22 protein-coding genes and 3 tRNA genes are annotated in these 15,025 nt (G+C 73.2%); 9 read left to right on the forward strand and 16 right to left on the reverse strand.

The window, feature by feature from the left end:
- Positions 1 to 2 precede the first annotated feature (2 nt).
- Positions 3 to 1,277 (forward strand): cytochrome P450, encoded by a 1,275-nt coding sequence (locus tag MTO91_RS22955; RefSeq protein ID WP_405414948.1) that lies wholly within the window; start codon positions 3 to 5, stop codon positions 1,275 to 1,277.
- Positions 1,274 to 2,293: an LLM class F420-dependent oxidoreductase gene (locus tag MTO91_RS22960; RefSeq protein ID WP_346108288.1), complete on the forward strand. Its 1,020-nt coding sequence runs from the start codon at positions 1,274 to 1,276 to the stop codon at positions 2,291 to 2,293. Before MTO91_RS22955 ends, MTO91_RS22960 begins: the two co-directional genes overlap by 4 nt.
- A 70-nt stretch (positions 2,294 to 2,363) precedes the next feature.
- On the opposite strand, the gene MTO91_RS22965 is transcribed toward MTO91_RS22960, so the two are convergent.
- Positions 2,364 to 3,470, reverse strand: coding sequence for an NDMA-dependent alcohol dehydrogenase (locus MTO91_RS22965; RefSeq protein WP_073576491.1), 1,107 nt, complete (start codon positions 3,468 to 3,470; stop codon positions 2,364 to 2,366).
- A gap of 83 nt (positions 3,471 to 3,553) precedes the next feature.
- Positions 3,554 to 4,876: a sensor histidine kinase gene (locus MTO91_RS22970; RefSeq protein ID WP_476652688.1), complete on the reverse strand. Its 1,323-nt coding sequence runs from the start codon at positions 4,874 to 4,876 to the stop codon at positions 3,554 to 3,556.
- Positions 4,877 to 4,901: 25 nt separating this feature from the next.
- Between MTO91_RS22970 and MTO91_RS22975 the strand changes: the two genes are divergently transcribed.
- The 4 genes from MTO91_RS22975 to MTO91_RS22990 all read left to right on the forward strand — a co-directional run bounded on the left by MTO91_RS22975 (position 4,902) and on the right by MTO91_RS22990 (position 7,656).
- Positions 4,902 to 5,567, forward strand: a complete 666-nt coding sequence (locus MTO91_RS22975) for a response regulator (RefSeq protein WP_238590147.1) — start codon at positions 4,902 to 4,904, stop codon at positions 5,565 to 5,567.
- Between the two features lie 141 nt (positions 5,568 to 5,708).
- Positions 5,709 to 6,119, forward strand: coding sequence for a sterol carrier protein (locus MTO91_RS22980; protein WP_062397890.1), 411 nt, complete (start codon positions 5,709 to 5,711; stop codon positions 6,117 to 6,119).
- Between the two features lie 92 nt (positions 6,120 to 6,211).
- Entirely contained in the window at positions 6,212 to 6,496 is a 285-nt protein-coding gene (locus MTO91_RS22985) for a hypothetical protein (protein WP_208818995.1), read from the forward strand.
- 59 nt (positions 6,497 to 6,555) lie between these two features.
- Complete coding sequence (locus MTO91_RS22990; protein ID WP_208818994.1) at positions 6,556 to 7,656, forward strand: CaiB/BaiF CoA transferase family protein; 1,101 nt, start codon at positions 6,556 to 6,558, stop codon at positions 7,654 to 7,656.
- A 72-nt stretch (positions 7,657 to 7,728) separates the two neighbouring features.
- Here MTO91_RS22990 and rplA read toward each other — a convergent pair whose 3' ends face one another.
- The 14 genes from rplA to rpmG (MTO91_RS23060) all read right to left on the reverse strand — a co-directional run bounded on the left by rplA (position 7,729) and on the right by rpmG (MTO91_RS23060) (position 13,124).
- Positions 7,729 to 8,451: a 50S ribosomal protein L1 gene (gene rplA, locus MTO91_RS22995; RefSeq protein ID WP_149665504.1), complete on the reverse strand. Its 723-nt coding sequence runs from the start codon at positions 8,449 to 8,451 to the stop codon at positions 7,729 to 7,731.
- A gap of 85 nt (positions 8,452 to 8,536) precedes the next feature.
- Positions 8,537 to 8,971: a 50S ribosomal protein L11 gene (gene rplK / locus MTO91_RS23000; protein ID WP_073576496.1), complete on the reverse strand. Its 435-nt coding sequence runs from the start codon at positions 8,969 to 8,971 to the stop codon at positions 8,537 to 8,539.
- A 71-nt stretch (positions 8,972 to 9,042) separates the two neighbouring features.
- Positions 9,043 to 9,981, reverse strand: coding sequence for a transcription termination/antitermination protein NusG (gene nusG / locus MTO91_RS23005; RefSeq protein WP_476652690.1), 939 nt, complete (start codon positions 9,979 to 9,981; stop codon positions 9,043 to 9,045).
- Positions 9,982 to 10,039: 58 nt separating this feature from the next.
- The gene (secE, locus tag MTO91_RS23010) at positions 10,040 to 10,387 is read right to left on the reverse strand and encodes a preprotein translocase subunit SecE (protein ID WP_062397901.1); all 348 of its coding nucleotides are present in this window, start codon (positions 10,385 to 10,387) and stop codon (positions 10,040 to 10,042) included.
- A 132-nt stretch (positions 10,388 to 10,519) separates the two neighbouring features.
- A tRNA-Trp gene (locus tag MTO91_RS23015) sits at positions 10,520 to 10,595 on the reverse strand.
- A gap of 109 nt (positions 10,596 to 10,704) precedes the next feature.
- Positions 10,705 to 11,154 carry a MaoC family dehydratase gene (locus tag MTO91_RS23020; RefSeq protein ID WP_139282878.1) on the reverse strand — a complete coding sequence of 150 codons (450 nt, stop codon included), beginning with the start codon at positions 11,152 to 11,154 and terminating at the stop codon, positions 10,705 to 10,707.
- A complete protein-coding gene (locus MTO91_RS23025) occupies positions 11,151 to 11,618 on the reverse strand; it encodes an FAS1-like dehydratase domain-containing protein (RefSeq protein ID WP_476652692.1) in 468 nt (155 codons plus the stop codon). Before MTO91_RS23025 ends, MTO91_RS23020 begins: the two co-directional genes overlap by 4 nt.
- Before the next feature lie 26 nt (positions 11,619 to 11,644).
- Positions 11,645 to 11,812 carry a 50S ribosomal protein L33 gene (gene rpmG, locus MTO91_RS23030; RefSeq protein ID WP_020623293.1) on the reverse strand — a complete coding sequence of 56 codons (168 nt, stop codon included), beginning with the start codon at positions 11,810 to 11,812 and terminating at the stop codon, positions 11,645 to 11,647.
- 42 nt (positions 11,813 to 11,854) lie between these two features.
- A tRNA-Met gene (locus MTO91_RS23035) sits at positions 11,855 to 11,930 on the reverse strand.
- Positions 11,931 to 11,970: 40 nt separating this feature from the next.
- Positions 11,971 to 12,043 (reverse strand) — tRNA-Thr (locus MTO91_RS23040).
- 126 nt (positions 12,044 to 12,169) lie between these two features.
- Positions 12,170 to 12,475 (reverse strand): 30S ribosomal protein S14, encoded by a 306-nt coding sequence (rpsN, locus tag MTO91_RS23045; RefSeq protein ID WP_073576499.1) that lies wholly within the window; start codon positions 12,473 to 12,475, stop codon positions 12,170 to 12,172.
- Positions 12,475 to 12,711 (reverse strand): 50S ribosomal protein L28, encoded by a 237-nt coding sequence (rpmB, locus tag MTO91_RS23050; protein WP_476652694.1) that lies wholly within the window; start codon positions 12,709 to 12,711, stop codon positions 12,475 to 12,477. Before rpmB ends, rpsN begins: the two co-directional genes overlap by 1 nt.
- A 3-nt stretch (positions 12,712 to 12,714) precedes the next feature.
- Positions 12,715 to 12,957: a 30S ribosomal protein S18 gene (gene rpsR, locus MTO91_RS23055; RefSeq protein ID WP_179761791.1), complete on the reverse strand. Its 243-nt coding sequence runs from the start codon at positions 12,955 to 12,957 to the stop codon at positions 12,715 to 12,717.
- Complete coding sequence (gene rpmG / locus MTO91_RS23060) at positions 12,957 to 13,124, reverse strand: 50S ribosomal protein L33 (protein WP_020623297.1); 168 nt, start codon at positions 13,122 to 13,124, stop codon at positions 12,957 to 12,959. The genes rpsR and rpmG (MTO91_RS23060) overlap by 1 nt, the downstream gene beginning before the upstream one ends.
- 81 nt (positions 13,125 to 13,205) lie before the next feature.
- On the opposite strand from rpmG (MTO91_RS23060), the gene mrf reads away from it, so the two are divergent.
- The 3 genes from mrf to MTO91_RS23075 all read left to right on the forward strand — a co-directional run bounded on the left by mrf (position 13,206) and on the right by MTO91_RS23075 (position 15,008).
- The gene (gene mrf, locus MTO91_RS23065) at positions 13,206 to 14,459 is read left to right on the forward strand and encodes a ribosome hibernation factor-recruiting GTPase MRF (RefSeq protein WP_179761790.1); all 1,254 of its coding nucleotides are present in this window, start codon (positions 13,206 to 13,208) and stop codon (positions 14,457 to 14,459) included.
- The gene (gene rpmF / locus MTO91_RS23070; RefSeq protein ID WP_073576503.1) at positions 14,459 to 14,638 is read left to right on the forward strand and encodes a 50S ribosomal protein L32; all 180 of its coding nucleotides are present in this window, start codon (positions 14,459 to 14,461) and stop codon (positions 14,636 to 14,638) included. Before mrf ends, rpmF begins: the two co-directional genes overlap by 1 nt.
- A gap of 91 nt (positions 14,639 to 14,729) precedes the next feature.
- Positions 14,730 to 15,008 carry a hypothetical protein gene (locus MTO91_RS23075; RefSeq protein WP_100878747.1) on the forward strand — a complete coding sequence of 93 codons (279 nt, stop codon included), beginning with the start codon at positions 14,730 to 14,732 and terminating at the stop codon, positions 15,006 to 15,008.
- Positions 15,009 to 15,025 lie beyond the last annotated feature (17 nt).

Here is a 15,025-nt window from a genome sequence, read left to right on the forward strand (position 1 = left end):
CCGTGACCACCACGGAGAAGCGCCCGTACGACCCGCTCGACATCTCCACCCAGGCGTTCTGGGCTCAGACCCCGGACGCCCGCGAGGAGCGGTTCGCCGAGCTGCGCCGCGAGCGCCCGCTGTCGTGGCACCCGCCGGCCGAGACCGATCTGCTGCCCGACCCGGACGCCCCCGGGTTCTGGGCGCTGGTCACCCACGCCGACATCCAGGCCGTCAGCCGCGACGCCGAGACCTTCGCGTCCGGCCAGCAGTACGGCGGCGTGATGCTGGAGGACGTGCCCGAGGACATGCTGGAGGCCGCGCACTCCATCCTCGCGATGGACGCACCGCGCCACCACCGCCAGCGCAAGGTCATCAGCTCGGTGTTCACCCCGCGCCGGGTCCGGCAGATCGAGGAGCAGATCGCCGAGCAGGCCCGGCTCATCGTCGACGACCTGCTCGCCGGCGACGGCTCGGCGGACTTCGTGACCGCGGTCGCGGCGCGGCTGCCGATGTGGACGATCTCGCAGATGATCGGCATCCCGCCGGAGAAGCGGCAGGAGGTCGCCGACGCCGCCAACGCCATGGTCGGCTGGAACGACCCGGACTACATCGGCGAGGGCGACCCGATGGCGGTGCTGCTCAACGGGCTGATGACGCTGCACACGGCGTCGTTCGAGCTGTCCGCGCTGCGCCGCGAGTCCCCCGCCGACGACCTGATGACCGCCCTGGTGCAGGCCGAGGTCGACGGCGACGCGCTGACCGACGAGGAGATCGCGGCGTTCTTCGTCCTGCTCTGCGTCGCGGGCAACGACACCACCCGGCAGACCTCCAGCCACGCGATCCTCGCGCTGGACCGCAACCCCGGGCAGAAGCGGCTGCTGACCGAGGAGTTCGACGACCGGATCACACCGGCCGTCGAGGAGTTCGTCCGCTGGGCCAGCCCCGTGCTGACCTTCCGGCGCACCGCGACCCGGGACACCGAGATCCGCGGGCAGAGGATCGCCGAGGGCGAGCGGGTCGTGATGTTCTACCACTCCGGCAACCGCGACGACGCCGTGTTCGCCGACCCGCACGTCTTCGACATCACCCGCGCCGAGAACCCGCACGTCGGCTTCGGCGGCGGTGGCCCGCACTTCTGCCTGGGCCACCACCTGGCCAAGACCCAGCTGCGGGCGCTGTTCCACCAGCTGCTCACCCGCGTCCCGGACCTGTCGGTCGGCGAGCCGGAGTGGCTGACCGGCAACTTCATCAACGGCATCAAGCGGCTGCCGGTGACCTTCGGGACGGGCACGTGAAGCTCGGTCTGGCACTCGGCTACTGGGGTGCCGGGCCGCCGCCGGGGACCGTGGAGAAGGTCGACGCCGCCGAGGACCTCGGCTTCGACTCGATGTGGACGGCCGAGGCCTACGGCTCGGACGCGTTCACCCCGCTGTCCTGGTTCGGTTCCCGGACCACGCGGATGCGCCTGGGCACCTCGGTCGTGCAGATGTCCGCGCGCACCCCGACCGCGACGGCGATGGCCGCCATGACCCTGGACCACCTGTCCGGCGGCCGGATGGTGCTGGGCATCGGCGCGTCCGGGCCGCAGGTCGTCGAGGGGTGGTACGGGCAGCCGTACCCGAGGCCGCTGGCCCGCACCCGGGAGTACGTGCGGGTCCTGCGGGACACGATCGCCCGGGAGAAGGTCGGCTCCGACGGGCCGCACTACCCGATCCCGTACCCGGGCGGCACCGGGCTGGGCAAGCCGCTGCGCTCGACGCTGCACCCGTACCGGACCGACCTGCCGATCCTGCTCGCGGCCGAGGGCCCGAGGAACGTCGCGCTGGCCGCCGAGATCGCCGACGGCTGGCAGCCGCTGTTCTACGCGCCCCGGCACGACGCGCACTACCGTGAGTCCCTCGACGCCGGGTTCGCCGCCCGCGGCGGGCGCCCGGACGGCTTCGAGGTCGTCTGCATGGTGCAGGTCGTCGTCGACGACGTCGTCGAGGCCGCCGCGGACCGGATCCGCCCGTTCCTCGCGCTCTACATCGGCGGGATGGGCGCCAAGGGCGCGAACTTCCACTACGAGGTCTTCGCCCGCATGGGCTACGACGACGAGTGCGCCCGCATCCAGGAGCTCTACCTGGGCGGGGACAAGGACGCGGCCGCGAAGGCCGTCCCGACCTCGATGGTCGAGCAGGTGGCCCTGATCGGCCCGAAGGCGAAGATCGCCGAGGAGCTACCGGTGTTCCGCGACTCGCTGGTCACGACGATGGTCGTCGACGGCAGCCCGGAGCACCTGCGCACCGTGCGCGAGCTCGTCGACGGCTGACCCGCTCCCCACACCGACGGCCCCGGTCCCGCTCGTGCGGGCCGGGGCCGTCGGTGCGCGCCGGGGGCGGTCAGTAGCGGATCAGGCCGCGGATGTTGCGTCCGGAACGCATGTCCTCGTAACCCTCGTTGACCTGGTCGAGGGTGTACTCCTTGGTGATCAGCTCACGGAGCTTGAGGTGGCCGAGGTTGTGCATCTCCAGCAGCCGCGGGATGTCGAACTGGGCCGCGGAGCTGCCGAACAGCGCGCCGCGGATCTGCTTCTCGTAGAGCGTGAGGTCGAGCAGCGACAGCGACGCCGTCTCCTCCTCGGCCCGGGCCAGCGCCGTGACGACGACCCGGCCGCGCTTGCCGACCAGCTGCAGCGCGGGCTGCAGGTCCTCGCCCATCGCGACGCCCGTGCACAGGACCGCCGCCTCGGCCATCTGCCCGCGGGTCAGCTCGCTGACGATCTCCCAGGCCTCGTCGATGCTCGCGGCGACGTGCGTGGCGCCCAGCTCGCGGGAGCGCTCACGCTTGTGCTCGACCGGGTCGACGGCCACGACGTACCGGCAGCCCGCCGCTCGGGCGCCCTGCACCGCGTTCGCGCCGATGCCGCCGATCCCGATGACCACGGCGGTGTCCCCGGCCCGCAGGTCCGCGGTGCGCACCGAGGAGCCGAAGCCGGTGGTGACGCCGCAGCCGACCAGCGCGGCCAGGTCCAGCGGGAAGCCCTCGTCGATCTTCACGGCGGACTTCACCGGGACCACGGTGTGCCGGGCGAACGTGCCGAGCAGGCACATCTGGCCCAGGTCCTCGCCACGGGCGTGGAACCGGTAGGTGCCGTCGAGCTGCGGGCCGAGGGTGGCGCCGGCGCCGTCGTTGCAGAGGTTCGGCTGGCCCTTGGAACAGTACGGGCAGCGCCCGCAGGAGGGCAGGAAGGTCATGACGACCGGGTCGCCGACCTCGAGCTCGGTGACGCCCGGGCCGACCTCGATGACCCGGCCCGCGCCCTCGTGGCCGCCGACCATCGGCAGGACCGCGGGTAGGTCACCGGTCACGAGGTGCTCGTCGGAGTGGCACAGCCCCGATGCGGTCAGCTCGACCATGACCTCCCCGGCGTTCGGGGAGTCGAGCTCGACCTCCTCGATCTCCCACTTGCCACCGGGTTCCCACAGCACCGCTGCCGTCGTACGCATGGCGGTCGATCCTGGCCGTGCGGAGACCTCCGGCACAGCCGTCGCCCGCGCCAGCGCTGGCCCCCGGGTGCCAGGGGAGGTCCTCAGGCGCCGGCGAGCGGCAGGGTGAGCCGGGCGACCAGCCCGCCGCCCTCACGCGGGAGCAGGCTCAGCTCACCGTCCATCGCGGACGCGAGCGCCTCGGCGATCCACAGGCCCAGCCCGGCGGTACCGCGGCGCTCTCCCAGCGCGACTCCCTTGGCCGTCACGACGCCCTCCTGACCCGCGGGCAGCCCGGGCCCGCGGTCGCGGACCTCGGCGGTGAGCACGGCGCCGTCGTGGGCCAGGTGCAGCTCCACGACCTCGTCACCGGAGTGCCGGGCGGCGTTCTCGGCCAGGTTGGTGAGCATCCGGCGCAGCCGCTGCGGGTCGCAGTGGACCGCGGCCCCGGCCGGTTCGACGACCGGGTGCCGCCGGTGCGCGGCGATCCCGGCGGCGTCGAGCACGGCGTCGGCCAGCTCGGCGAGCGCGACGCGGCGGGGCCGGTCGCGCCCGAGCGGGCTGCCGTCGGCGACGGCCAGGTCGGCCAGCCCGTCGAGCATGTCCTGGAGGTGGGCGGCGTGGTCGGCGAGCAGCCGCGACGCCCGCCGGGCGGCGTCCCCGCCCAGCCTGCCCGCGGCGAGGTCGGCCGACAGCGCGGTCAGCGAGGCGACCGGGGTCCGGAACTCGTGCAGCACGACGCGGGCCCCGTCCAGCCGGGCCCGGCTCTGGGACACGATCCGGTCCCGCAGCGCGCGCTCGGACAGGTAACGCTCGTGCTCGCTCTCGGCCCGGGCCCGGGTGGTGGCGATGTCGGCGAGCTGGCGTTCCAGCAGGCGCACGAGCACCCCGGTGAGCACCGCCGTCGCGAACAGGAAACCGGTCCACCACAGTCCCGCGACGACCGCGGCGCCGACCGTGACCCCCGGGTCGGAGCCGAGCAGCGCCGCCACGGTGTAGCCGACGCCGAGACCGAGCGCGACGAGCTGCCCGAGCCGGTGCCCGCCGCGGAGCGCGATCGCGATGACGACCAGCGGCAGCGCGGCCACCATCGGGCTCGCCACCCCGCCGGTGAGTCCGCAGGCGAGCAGGGCGAGCAGACCGTCGATCCCGGTCAGCACGGCCGGCGGGACGGGCAGCCGCCCGCGGAGCACCGAGACGACGCCGAGCGCGGCCGCGTAGACCGCGCTCAGCCCGATCAGGACGGCGGCGACGACCGGCCGGGCTCCGGTGAGGTCCGGCCGGGCCACCAGCAGGCCGACAGCGCCGAGCACGACGCAGATCCTCAGGACGACGGCCTGGCGCTCCTCCCGGGTGCGTTCGGGCAGTTCACCGGCGTGCGCGGTCACGGTCGGGGCCTCTCGGGAGCGGACGGGGTCGGCGGCCACACTAGGCTCGCCGACCATGCCGCCCGTGCCGACAGCACCGCACGTGGTCGTCATCGTCGACGACCACGCCCTGTTCGCACAGGGCCTCGCCCTGCTGCTGGAGTCCCGCGCCGGGGACACCTTCCGGGTCGCGGGCTCGACCACCGCCGGGGAGGACGCCGTCGCGCTGGTCGGGAGGCACCGGGCCGGGATCGCGATCGTCGACCTCGCGCTCCCCCCGCTGGGTGGGGTGGAGACGATCCGCCGGGTCAAGGCCGCCTACCCCGCCACCCGGGTGCTGGCCCTGTCGGGCACCGAGGACCTCGACCTCGCCGCCGCCGCGATGCGCGCCGGCGCCGACGGCTACCTGGGCAAGTCCGCCGACCCGGAGGTGCTGGTCGCGCCGCTGCTGTCGATCGCGGCCGGGGTGCGGGTACTGCGTGCGGAGCTGCTCGACGCGCTGCTCGTCGCGGCCGACCGCACCGCCGACGGCCTGCTCGACCGGCTCGGTGAGCGCGACATCGAGCTGTGGACGCTGCTGGCACGGGGCCTGGAGACCGCCGACATCGCCCGCCCGATGCTGGTCAGCGAGCGCACCGCCAAGCGCATGATCGCCTCGCTGCTGCACAAGCTGGGCGCGGCGAACCGGATCGAGGCGGCCGCGCTGGCGGGGCGCTGCGGCCTGCTCGACGAGCACCCGGCCGGTCGCTGAGGTCCGCGCCGGCACGCCGCACGGCCCGGACGGGCCAAGCCTGGCCCGGTGATCGGCTGCGCGCCCCGGACGGCGCGGGACAGACTCGCCGCGACGTGCCGGGCGGCATCCTGCCCGGCCACATCTCGCAAGGAGGCGCTGATGGCCGTGTTCGCCGACGAGGCCGAGGTCTACGAGTACCTGGGCGGGGTGTTCCGGATCGGGATGGCCGACCCGGACCTGGTGGCGAAGCTGCAGCCGTCCGGGGTCGTCCTGCGGATCACGTACACGAACCCGGACGCCGTCCTGACCGTGGACATGCCGAACTCCGAGATCCACACCGGCGCCGGTCAGGGCCCCGACCCGAACATCGAGCTGTTCATGTCCGCCGACACCGGCAACCGGTTCTGGCTGGGCAAGGTCATCCTCCCGGTCGCGATGGCCAAGGGCGACGTCCGCGCCAAGGGCCCGGTCTCGAAGGTCCTCAAGCTGCTGCCGATCGCCAAGCAGCTCTTCGGCCCGTACAAGGCGAAGCTCGAGGCCGAGGGCCGCGAGGACCTGCTGAAGGCCTGACCACGATCGGGTGAAGACCCCCGGCCGTCGGGCCCGCCACGACGGCGCCCGGCGAGACTGGGGGTCGACCCCACCCGACGGAGGCGCCGGCGATGGACAACATCTGGCTGGACGTGCACGCCTGGCAGCCCCTGCGGGGCGTGCTGCACCGGATGACCGAGATCGAGTGCGACGCACCCGACCCGCTGCCCCGCGACTTCGACGAGTGGCACGGCTGGGCCGAGGCCTGCCTGCTGGAGGTCGCGACGCGCGACGGCTGGCAGCACGGCCGCTACGCCTACACGATCCAGGAACGGGACACGACCGACCATCCCGTCCGTGAGATCGGCAAGGACATCTGGGACTACGAGGAGCCGGCTCGCGAGTCGACCGGCTGAGCACCGGCGCCGGGTCGCTACCGTCGCCGGGAACCATTCGCGCGACGGGGAGGTCCACGGTGACACGGGGCAAGGGTCCGCTGGCCGGACTGAAGGTGATCGAGCTGGCCGGGATCGGGCCGGGGCCGCACGCGGCGATGATCCTGGGCGATCTCGGGGCGGACGTCGTCCGCATCGACCGGCCTTCGGGCGGGCTGAAGCTCGGGTCCGACGCGGTGCCCGACCCGACGGCGCGCGGCCGGCGCTCGGTCACCGCGGACCTGAAGGACCCGGCGGGCCGGGAGACCGTGCTGCGGCTGGCCGAGTCCGCCGACGTCCTCCTGGAGGGCTACCGGCCGGGCGTGACCGAGCGCCTCGGCGTCGGCCCCGAGGACTGCCACGCCCGCAACCCGCGCCTGGTCTACGGGCGGATGACCGGCTGGGGCCAGGACGGCCCGATGGCGCCGCGCGCCGGGCACGACCTGAACTACATCTCGCTGACCGGTGCGCTGCACGCGATCGGCCGCGCCGGGGAGCGCCCGGTCCCGCCGCTGAACCTGGTCGGGGACTTCGGCGGCGGGTCGATGCTGCTCGTCGTCGGCGTGCTGGCCGCGATCTGGGAGGCGAAGGCCTCCGGGCAGGGCCAGGTCGTCGACGCCGCCATGGTCGACGGCGTCAGCGTGCTGAACCAGATGTTCTGGGGCTTCCTGGCCCAGGACGCCTGGGTCGACGAGCGCGACTCGAACCTGCTCGACGGGCACGCCCCGTTCTACGACACCTACACCTGCGCCGACGGCGGGCACATGGCCGTCGGGGCGCTGGAGCCGCAGTTCTACGCCCAGCTCGTCGCCGGCCTGGGGCTCACCGAGGACGAGCTCGGCCCGCAGTACGACCGCGGCGGCTGGCCGGCCATGCGGGCCCGGTTCACCGAGGTGTTCGCCTCCAAGCCCCGCGACGAGTGGGCCGCGGTCTTCGAGGGCACCGACGCCTGCACCACCCCGGTGCTGTCGTTCGCCGAGGCCCGCGAGAACGCGCACCTGACCGCGCGCGGCACCATCGTCACCTCCGACGGCGTGCCCCAGGCCGCCCCGGCACCGCGCTTCTCCCGCACGCTCACCGAGACCGCCGGTCGCGGCACCGGCCCGGAGAGCGTCGAGGACGTCCTGCGCGACTGGGCCTGACCCCGCACACGACGACGCCCCCGGTTCCGCAGGGAACCGGGGGCGTCGTCGGGTCAGGCGCTGATCAGTCGATCAGTCGGTCTCCTCGTCCGCGACCAGCAGGTTGCGGGTGCGGTTCGGGTCCACCGGGATGCCCGGCCCGGTGGTGGTGGAGACGGTGATCTTCTTGACGTAGCGGCCCTTGGCGGCCGACGGCTTGAGCCGCAGGATCTCGTCGTAGGCGGCGCCGTAGTTCTCCACCAGCTTCTCGGTGTCGAACGAGGCCTTGCCGATGACGAGGTGCAGGTTGGCCTGCTTGTCGACCCGGAAGTTGACCTTGCCGCCCTTGATCTCGTTGATGGCCTTCGTGACGTCCGGCGTCACGGTGCCCGTCTTCGGGTTCGGCATCAGGCCACGCGGGCCGAGGATGCGGGCGATGCGGCCGACCTTGGCCATCTGGTCCGGGGTCGCGATGGCGGCGTCGAAGTCGAGCCACCCGCCCTGGATCCGCTCGATGAGGTCCTCGGCGCCCACGGCGTCGGCGCCGGCGGCCTCGGCCTCGGCGGCCTTGTCACCGGTGGCGAACACGATCACCCGGGCGGTCTTGCCGGTACCGTGCGGCAGGTTCACGGTGCCGCGGACCATCTGGTCCGCCTTGCGGGGGTCGACGCCCAGCCGCATCGCGACCTCGACGGTCGCGTCGGTGTTCTTGCTGGACGTCTCCTGGGCCAGCTTCGCCGCCGAGAGCGGCGAGTAGAGGCGGTCCGCGTCGATCTTCGCGGCGGCCTCTCGGTAGGCCTTGCTGCGCTGTGCCATCTGTCCTCGTCTCCTTAGAGAGGTCAGGTCGTGGTCGGAGCCGCGCCCGGCTCTCCCACGCGTACGGGTGGTGTGGGGGGCTCGCTCAGCCGTCGACCGTGATGCCCATCGACCGGGCGGTGCCGGCGATGATCTTGGCGGCCTGGTCGAGGTCGTTCGCGTTCAGGTCGTTCATCTTGACCTGGGCGATCTCCCGGACCTGGGCCATGGTCACGCTGGCGACCTTGGTCTTGTGCGGCTCGCCGGAGCCCTTCTCGACACCGGCCGCCTTGAGCAGGAGCCGCGCCGCGGGCGGGGTCTTCAGCTCGAAGGAGAACGACCGGTCCTCGAAGACCGAGATCTCGACCGGCACGATGTTGCCGCGCTGGGCCTCGGTCGCCGCGTTGTAGGCCTTGCAGAACTCCATGATGTTGACGCCGTGCTGGCCCAGTGCGGGGCCGACCGGCGGGGCCGGCGTCGCTGCGCCTGCCTGGATCTGGAGCTTGATGATCGCGGAGAGCTTCCGCTTCTTGGGGGGCATGTCCGTTCCTCAGTGATCGATGTGCACGCCGCGCGGCCCTGCCATGCCGCGGACGTTCCTCACGGGTGCGATCAGATCTTGGAGACCTGGTTGAACCCGAGCTCGACCGGGGTCTCCCGGCCGAAGATCGAGACCAGCACCTTGAGCTTCTGGGCGTCGACGTTGACCTCGGAGATGCTCGCGGGGAGCGTGGCGAACGGGCCGTCCATGACGGTGACCGACTCGCCGACCTCGAAGTCGACCTCGATGGTGGGGGCGCCGCCCGACGAGCCGGAGCCGCCGCCGGACGCGGTCCTGCCGGCCTCGGCCTCCTTCTTGGGGGCCTCGACCTTCGGCAGCAGGAACTTCACGACCTCGTTGATCGTCAGCGGCGACGGCTTGGACGTCGCGCCGACGAAACCGGTGACGCCCGGCGTGTTCCGCACCGCGCCCCAGGACTGGTCGTTGAGCTCCATCCGCACCAGGATGTAGCCGGGCAGCACCTTGCGCTGGACCTTCTTGCGCTGCCCGTTCTTGATCTCGGTGACCTCCTCGGTGGGCACCTCGACCTGGAAGATGTAGTCCTCGACGTCCAGGGTCTGCGCCCGGGTCTCGAGGTTCGACTTCACCTTGTTCTCGTAGCCCGCGTAGGAGTGGACGACGTACCAGTCGCCGGGCGCGCGACGCAGTGCGGCGCGCAGCTCCTCCTCCGGGTCCACGTCCTCGGCCGGCTCCTCCGCGACGGCGTCGGCACCGTCGGCGTCGGCGTCCCCGGAGTCGGCGTCGTCCGCGTCCTCGGCGGTCGGGACCGTCTCGCCCTCGCCGTCCAGCGTCTCCGCCTCGGCGCCGGGGGTGCTGTCGTCGTCGGCCTCGGTGTAGTCGCCGGAGACGGCGTCCTCACCGTGCGCCGCCTCGACGTCGGCGTCCTGGACGGACTGCTCGGGCAGCGTCTCGTCGGCCGCGTTCTCGGCGACGGCGTCGATCGCGGCCTCGTCGGCCGCCTCGTCGTACGCCTTGCTGTCGGAGGTCACGTCCTACTCGCTTCCATTGTTCGGTGTCGGTCGGAGCCGGTCGGCGTTCGTACTCGCGTCAGTTGCCGAACAGCAGGGCGACGCCCTCGGCGAACGCCGAGTCCAGCACGAACACCAGCGCCACCATGATCGACACGAAGATCAGGACCGCGATGGTGTACTTCACCATCTGGCCGCGGTCGGGCCAGATGACCTTGCGGAGCTCGGCGACGACCTCCCGCAGGAACCGGGCGAGCCGGGCGAAGAGCGACGGCTTCTTCTCCTTCGTCGCCGCGGTGGCGCGGGTCGGGGTGGCACGGCCCTTGCCGGGGGTGCTCGCGGAGCCGGAGGCCCGCCGCCCACGACGGTCGGCGGCGTTGCTCGGGCGCTCCCGCCCGGGCCGCTCCGACTCGTGCTCGTCGCTCACGCGTGTCGCCCTCCGCACGTGGCGGGCGTCCGCCCGCCCTCGGTCACGTCCTCCGCTTCGGGAGAACCCTCGTCGCTTCGCCGTCCGTGCCGTCGGCCGCGCCGCCGTGATCTCCGGCGGCCTGCGGCGTCGTGGCAGGGGTGACAGGACTTGAACCTGCAACCTGCGGTTTTGGAGACCGCTGCTCTGCCAATTGAGCTACACCCCTTTGCCCCGATCCGCCACGTGGCGGCGGGGCGGACGCAACGGATCGTCCGGTGCGTCCGGCTGGAACGAGTGTACGCACCCGCTTCCGCGGGCCCGTACCCCGGGTCGCCTCACCCCGGGAGGACGACCTCGGCGCGGGCGCGGCCGAGCACCGTCTTCCCCTCGAAGGCCGCCTTGAGATCGACGACGGCGATCCGCTCCCCGCCCTCCTCGCGCACCTCGGCGACGGTGCCGGAGAGCTCGACGGTGGCGCCGGCGTCGTCGTCCGGGACGACGACGGGCCGCGTGAAGCGGGTGCCGTAGCTGCGGATCGCGGCCGGGTCCCCGGTCCACGCGGTCAGCACGCGGCCGGCGAGGGCCATCGAGAGCATCCCGTGCGCGATCACACCGGGCAGCCCGGCGACCGCCGCGACGCGGTCGCTCCAGTGGATCGGGTTGAGGTCGCCGGAGGCACCGGCGTAGCGCACCAGGTCGGCGCGGGTGACCTGCACGGTCAGCGACGGCAGCGCGTCGCCCTTGGCGCAGGCGGCGGCGGTCTGCGGGGTCAGCGGTGCACTCACGCGTCCCCCTCGCCGCCCGCGTCCTCACCGGCGGGACTGACCAGCATCGAGTGCGTGGTCGCCACCGGCTCGCCCGCCGCGTCGGTGACCTCGCAGCGCAGCGTCAGCATGTGGTTGCCGGCCCGGGTGCGCAGCTCGTCGACGTGCAGCACCGTGGTGAGCTCGTCGCCGGCGACGACCGGCCTGCGGAACGTGATCCGCTGGTCCCCGTGGACCATGCGGGTGTACTCCCACCCGAAGGCGGGCTCCCGGAGGAAGCCCTCGATGACCGGCATCGTGAAGCAGGTCGGGAACGTCGGCGGGGCCACCAGGTCCGCGTGGCCCGCGGCACGTGCCGCGTCCACGTCACGGAAGAGCGGATCGCCGTCACCGATGGCGACGGCGAACTCGCGGATCTTCTCGCGACCGACCTGGTACGGCCCGACCGGGTCCGAGCTGTGCCCGACCCAGGACTGGTCGACCACTGTCAGCTCCGGGAGTCGCTACGCACTCAGCGGGTCTCGCGGTGCGCCCGGTGGGTGCCGCAGTTCGGGCAGAACTTCTTGATCTCGAGCCGGTCGGGGTCGTTCCGCCGGTTCTTCTTGGTGATGTAGTTGCGGTGCTTGCACTCCTCGCAGGCCAGAGTGATCTTCGGCCGCACGTCCGTGGCCTTGGCCATCGCGGGTGCCTCCCAGCATGTCTCGTGAATGATGCGCCAACGTGGTGACGATGGCCGGACTTGAACCGGCGACACAGCGATTATGAGCCGCTTGCTCTACCAACTGAGCTACACCGTCATGCAAGAAGCCCCGCCGCATGCGGCGAGGCCCCTTGTAGAGCCCCCTTACGGAATCGAACCGTAGACCTTCTCCTTACCATGGAGACGCTCTGCCGACTGAGCTAAGGGGGCGGCAGCACCGGCGTCACGCGGGCCCGAGGGCCTCGCTCTCACCGACGGGAAGAACTTTACACCGGGGTCCCGGGCCCCCGAACGGGGGGTCCCGGAACCCGGTTCCTGCAGGTCAACCGCTGTTCGTCACCAGCTCGACTTGCGGACACCCGGCAGTGCGCCGTCGTGTGCGAGCTCGCGCAGCCGGACCCGGGACACCCCGAACTTGCGGAGGTGCCCGCGGGGGCGTCCGTCGACCGAGTCGCGGTTGCGGACCCGGGTCGCGCTGGCGTCGCGTGGCTGGCGGCGCAGCTCGGCGACCGCGGCGGCCCGCTCCGGCTCCGGCGTCGACGGGCGGGCGATGAGCGCCTTGAGCTCGGCCCGCCGCTCGGCGTAGCGGGCGACGATCTCCTTGCGCCGCTCGTTCTTCGCGATCTGTCCGGTCGTGGCCATCAGACCTTCACCCCGTTCGCCCGGATCTTCGCCACCGCGGCGCAGACGCCGATCCGGTCCACCGTCCTGATCCCCTTCACCGAGAGCGTGAGCCGCACCCAGCGGTTCTCCTCGGCCAGCCAGTAGCGGCGGGTCTGCACGTTGGGGTCCCAGCGCCGGCTGGTGCGCCGGTGGGAATGCGAGACCGACTTGCCGAAGCCCGGCTCGCGGCCGGTCAGGTCACAGCGCTTCGCCATCGCTCACCGTCCCGCGTGCGGGTAGGGCAGCAGGGCCATCTCCCGCGCGTTGCGGATCGCGGTGGCCACCTGCCGCTGCTGCTGGCCGGTGAGTCCGGTCACCCGGCGGGCGCGGATCTTGCCGCGGTCGGAGATGAACGTGCGCAGCAGCGCCGCGTCCTTCCAGTCCACGTGCTCGATCCCCCGCTGCTTCAGCGGGTTGGCCTTGCGTCGCGGCGCGCGCACCGGCTTGGGACGTGCGGGCATCAGCGCTCCTCCTTGAACTCGACGTGCCTGCGCACCTTCGGGTCGTACTTGCGCAGGACCAGGCGGTCCGGGTCGTTGCGGCGGTTCTTGCGGGTCACGTAGGTCGTGCCCGTCCCCGCCGTCGAGCGCAGCTTCACGATCGGCCGGACGTCGGTCGACTTGGCCATCGCGCCCCTCCTCTCAACATGGGAATCGTTTTCGTTTACGCTACACCGGACCGTGACCACGTCCGACTCCGGGAGGAAGACATGACCGAGCTGGTGGTCCTGTGCGGGACCGAGCCCGACGGGGTGGAGCGGACGATCACGCGGATGCGCGAGCTGGACCCGGGTGTCGTCGTGCTCCACCACGACCTGCGTGACCTCGGCCGCGGTGTGGTGCACCGGCGGCTGCGGGACGCGGGCCGCGACGAGCGCACCGTGCTGGAGCTCGCCCACGGCTGTGTGAGCTGCACCATCCGCGAGGACGTGCTGCCGACCCTGGCCGCGCTGGCCGGGACGGTGGACCGGGTGGTGCTGCACCTGGACCCGCGCCTGGAGCCGGAGCCGGTGTGCTGGGCGCTGGGGGCGGTGGTGTTCGAGCCGCCGGGTGGCGGCGAGGCCTGCACCGCGACCGACCTCGTCGACCTGCGCGGGGTGGTGGCCGTGCTCGACCCGGACCACTGGCTGGACGACGCCACCGGGGACGCGACCCTGCCCGAGCGCGGGCTGTCCACGCTGCCCGACGACGAGCGGACCGTCGCCCAGCTCGCCGTCGGGCAGGCCGAGTTCGCCGACGTCCTGGTGCTGACCCGCGCGGTCGGTCCCGGGGGCGCGGACCGGACCGCCGCCGTCCTGGACCGGCTGTGCCCGACCGCACCCCGGCTGCTCGCCGGGCGGGCCGACCACCGGGTCTTCTGCGACGGGCTCGACCCCGCGTCCCGCCGCGGTGTCCCGGGCGGGGTGCACGACCCGCTGCTGCGCGGGACACCCCCGCTGGAGGCCGACAGCGGCGTCCGCACCCTGCTGTTCTCCGCCCGACGCCCGTTCCACCCGGACCGGCTGCACGACGCGATCGACAGCCTGCTCGACGGCGTCGTGCGGGCCCGCGGCCGGGTCTGGCTCGCCACCCGTCCCGACGCGGTGCTGTGGGTGGAGAGCGCGGGCGGCGGCATGCGGATCGGCCACGCCGGCGACTGGCTGGCCGGCGCCGACGAGCAGGCGTGGACCGAGGCCGGCGACCAGCGCCGGGCGCTGGCCGCCCTGGCCTGGCACCCGCGCTGGGGTGACCGCGCCCAGGACATCGTCGCGATCTGCCACGACGCCGACCCCGACGAGATCGACGCCGCCCTGCGCTCCGCGCTGCTCACCGACGCCGAGATCGCCGCGGGCGAGGACGCCTGGGCCGCCCTGCCCGACCCGTTCGGCTGGGCCCACGACGAGCCCTGCGCCGAGTCCGAGCCCGTGGGGCCCGCCGCCCTGGACGACCCCACCGTCCGTTCCGACCGAGAAGGAGACCTCTGATGGCCGTTCCCAAGCGACGGACGTCGCGATCGAACACCCGGCACCGCCGGTCGCAGTGGAAGGCGACCACACCCGACCTGGTGCCGCTCACCCTGGAGGGACGCCGTCACCTGGTGCCGCGCGCCCTCGTCCCGGCCTACCGCCGGGGCCTGCTGCCCCCGCCCGCCGGACGGGGCTGAGGGCACCCCTTACCCGCGGGCCCCGGGCGGCCCGCGGGACGGCGTGATCGCCCGATGCCCCGGGCGGCCCCTCAGCCGCAGTGTCGTCGTCATGCTGATGACGCACATCCCGATGGACCATCTCGTCGCCCTCGCCGAGCAGCGGCAGGCCCGGCTGCGGGAGGAGGCGGACCGGTACCGCACGGAGCGGCTGGCGCGCGGCGCGGCCGGCCCGTCGGCGATGGGGCGGCTGTGGCTGCGGCTGCGGGCCCGGCTCACCGCCGCCCGGCGGCCGGTCCCCCGCGGGACCACCGTCGCCGGACCGGCACCGGACCGGACACCCCACCCGGCGGCACCGGACGGGCAGGTCCCGGCCGGGCCGCGTGCCTGAGCCGCGCGGACGGGCGG

The organism is Pseudonocardia sp. 2-7 (genome assembly GCF_056341085.1).

Bases quoted from the DNA above. Each gene is read 5' to 3' on its own strand.
- MTO91_RS22965 (WP_073576491.1), bottom strand. From the start codon at position 3,470: ATGCGTACGACGGCAGCGGTGCTGTGGGAACCCGGTGGCAAGTGGGAG.
- MTO91_RS22980 (WP_062397890.1), top strand. From the start codon at position 5,709: ATGGCCGTGTTCGCCGACGAGGCCGAGGTCTACGAGTACCTGGGCGGG.
- MTO91_RS22985 (WP_208818995.1), top strand. From the start codon at position 6,212: ATGGACAACATCTGGCTGGACGTGCACGCCTGGCAGCCCCTGCGGGGC.
- rplA (WP_149665504.1), bottom strand. From the start codon at position 8,451: ATGGCACAGCGCAGCAAGGCCTACCGAGAGGCCGCCGCGAAGATCGAC.
- rplK (WP_073576496.1), bottom strand. From the start codon at position 8,971: ATGCCCCCCAAGAAGCGGAAGCTCTCCGCGATCATCAAGCTCCAGATC.
- rpmG (WP_020623293.1), bottom strand. From the start codon at position 11,812: ATGGCCAAGGCCACGGACGTGCGGCCGAAGATCACTCTGGCCTGCGAG.
- rpsN (WP_073576499.1), bottom strand. From the start codon at position 12,475: ATGGCCACGACCGGACAGATCGCGAAGAACGAGCGGCGCAAGGAGATC.
- rpmB (WP_476652694.1), bottom strand. From the start codon at position 12,711: ATGGCGAAGCGCTGTGACCTGACCGGCCGCGAGCCGGGCTTCGGCAAG.
- rpsR (WP_179761791.1), bottom strand. From the start codon at position 12,957: ATGCCCGCACGTCCCAAGCCGGTGCGCGCGCCGCGACGCAAGGCCAAC.
- rpmG (WP_020623297.1), bottom strand. From the start codon at position 13,124: ATGGCCAAGTCGACCGACGTCCGGCCGATCGTGAAGCTGCGCTCGACG.
- mrf (WP_179761790.1), top strand. From the start codon at position 13,206: ATGACCGAGCTGGTGGTCCTGTGCGGGACCGAGCCCGACGGGGTGGAG.
- rpmF (WP_073576503.1), top strand. From the start codon at position 14,459: ATGGCCGTTCCCAAGCGACGGACGTCGCGATCGAACACCCGGCACCGC.
- MTO91_RS23075 (WP_100878747.1), top strand. From the start codon at position 14,730: ATGCTGATGACGCACATCCCGATGGACCATCTCGTCGCCCTCGCCGAG.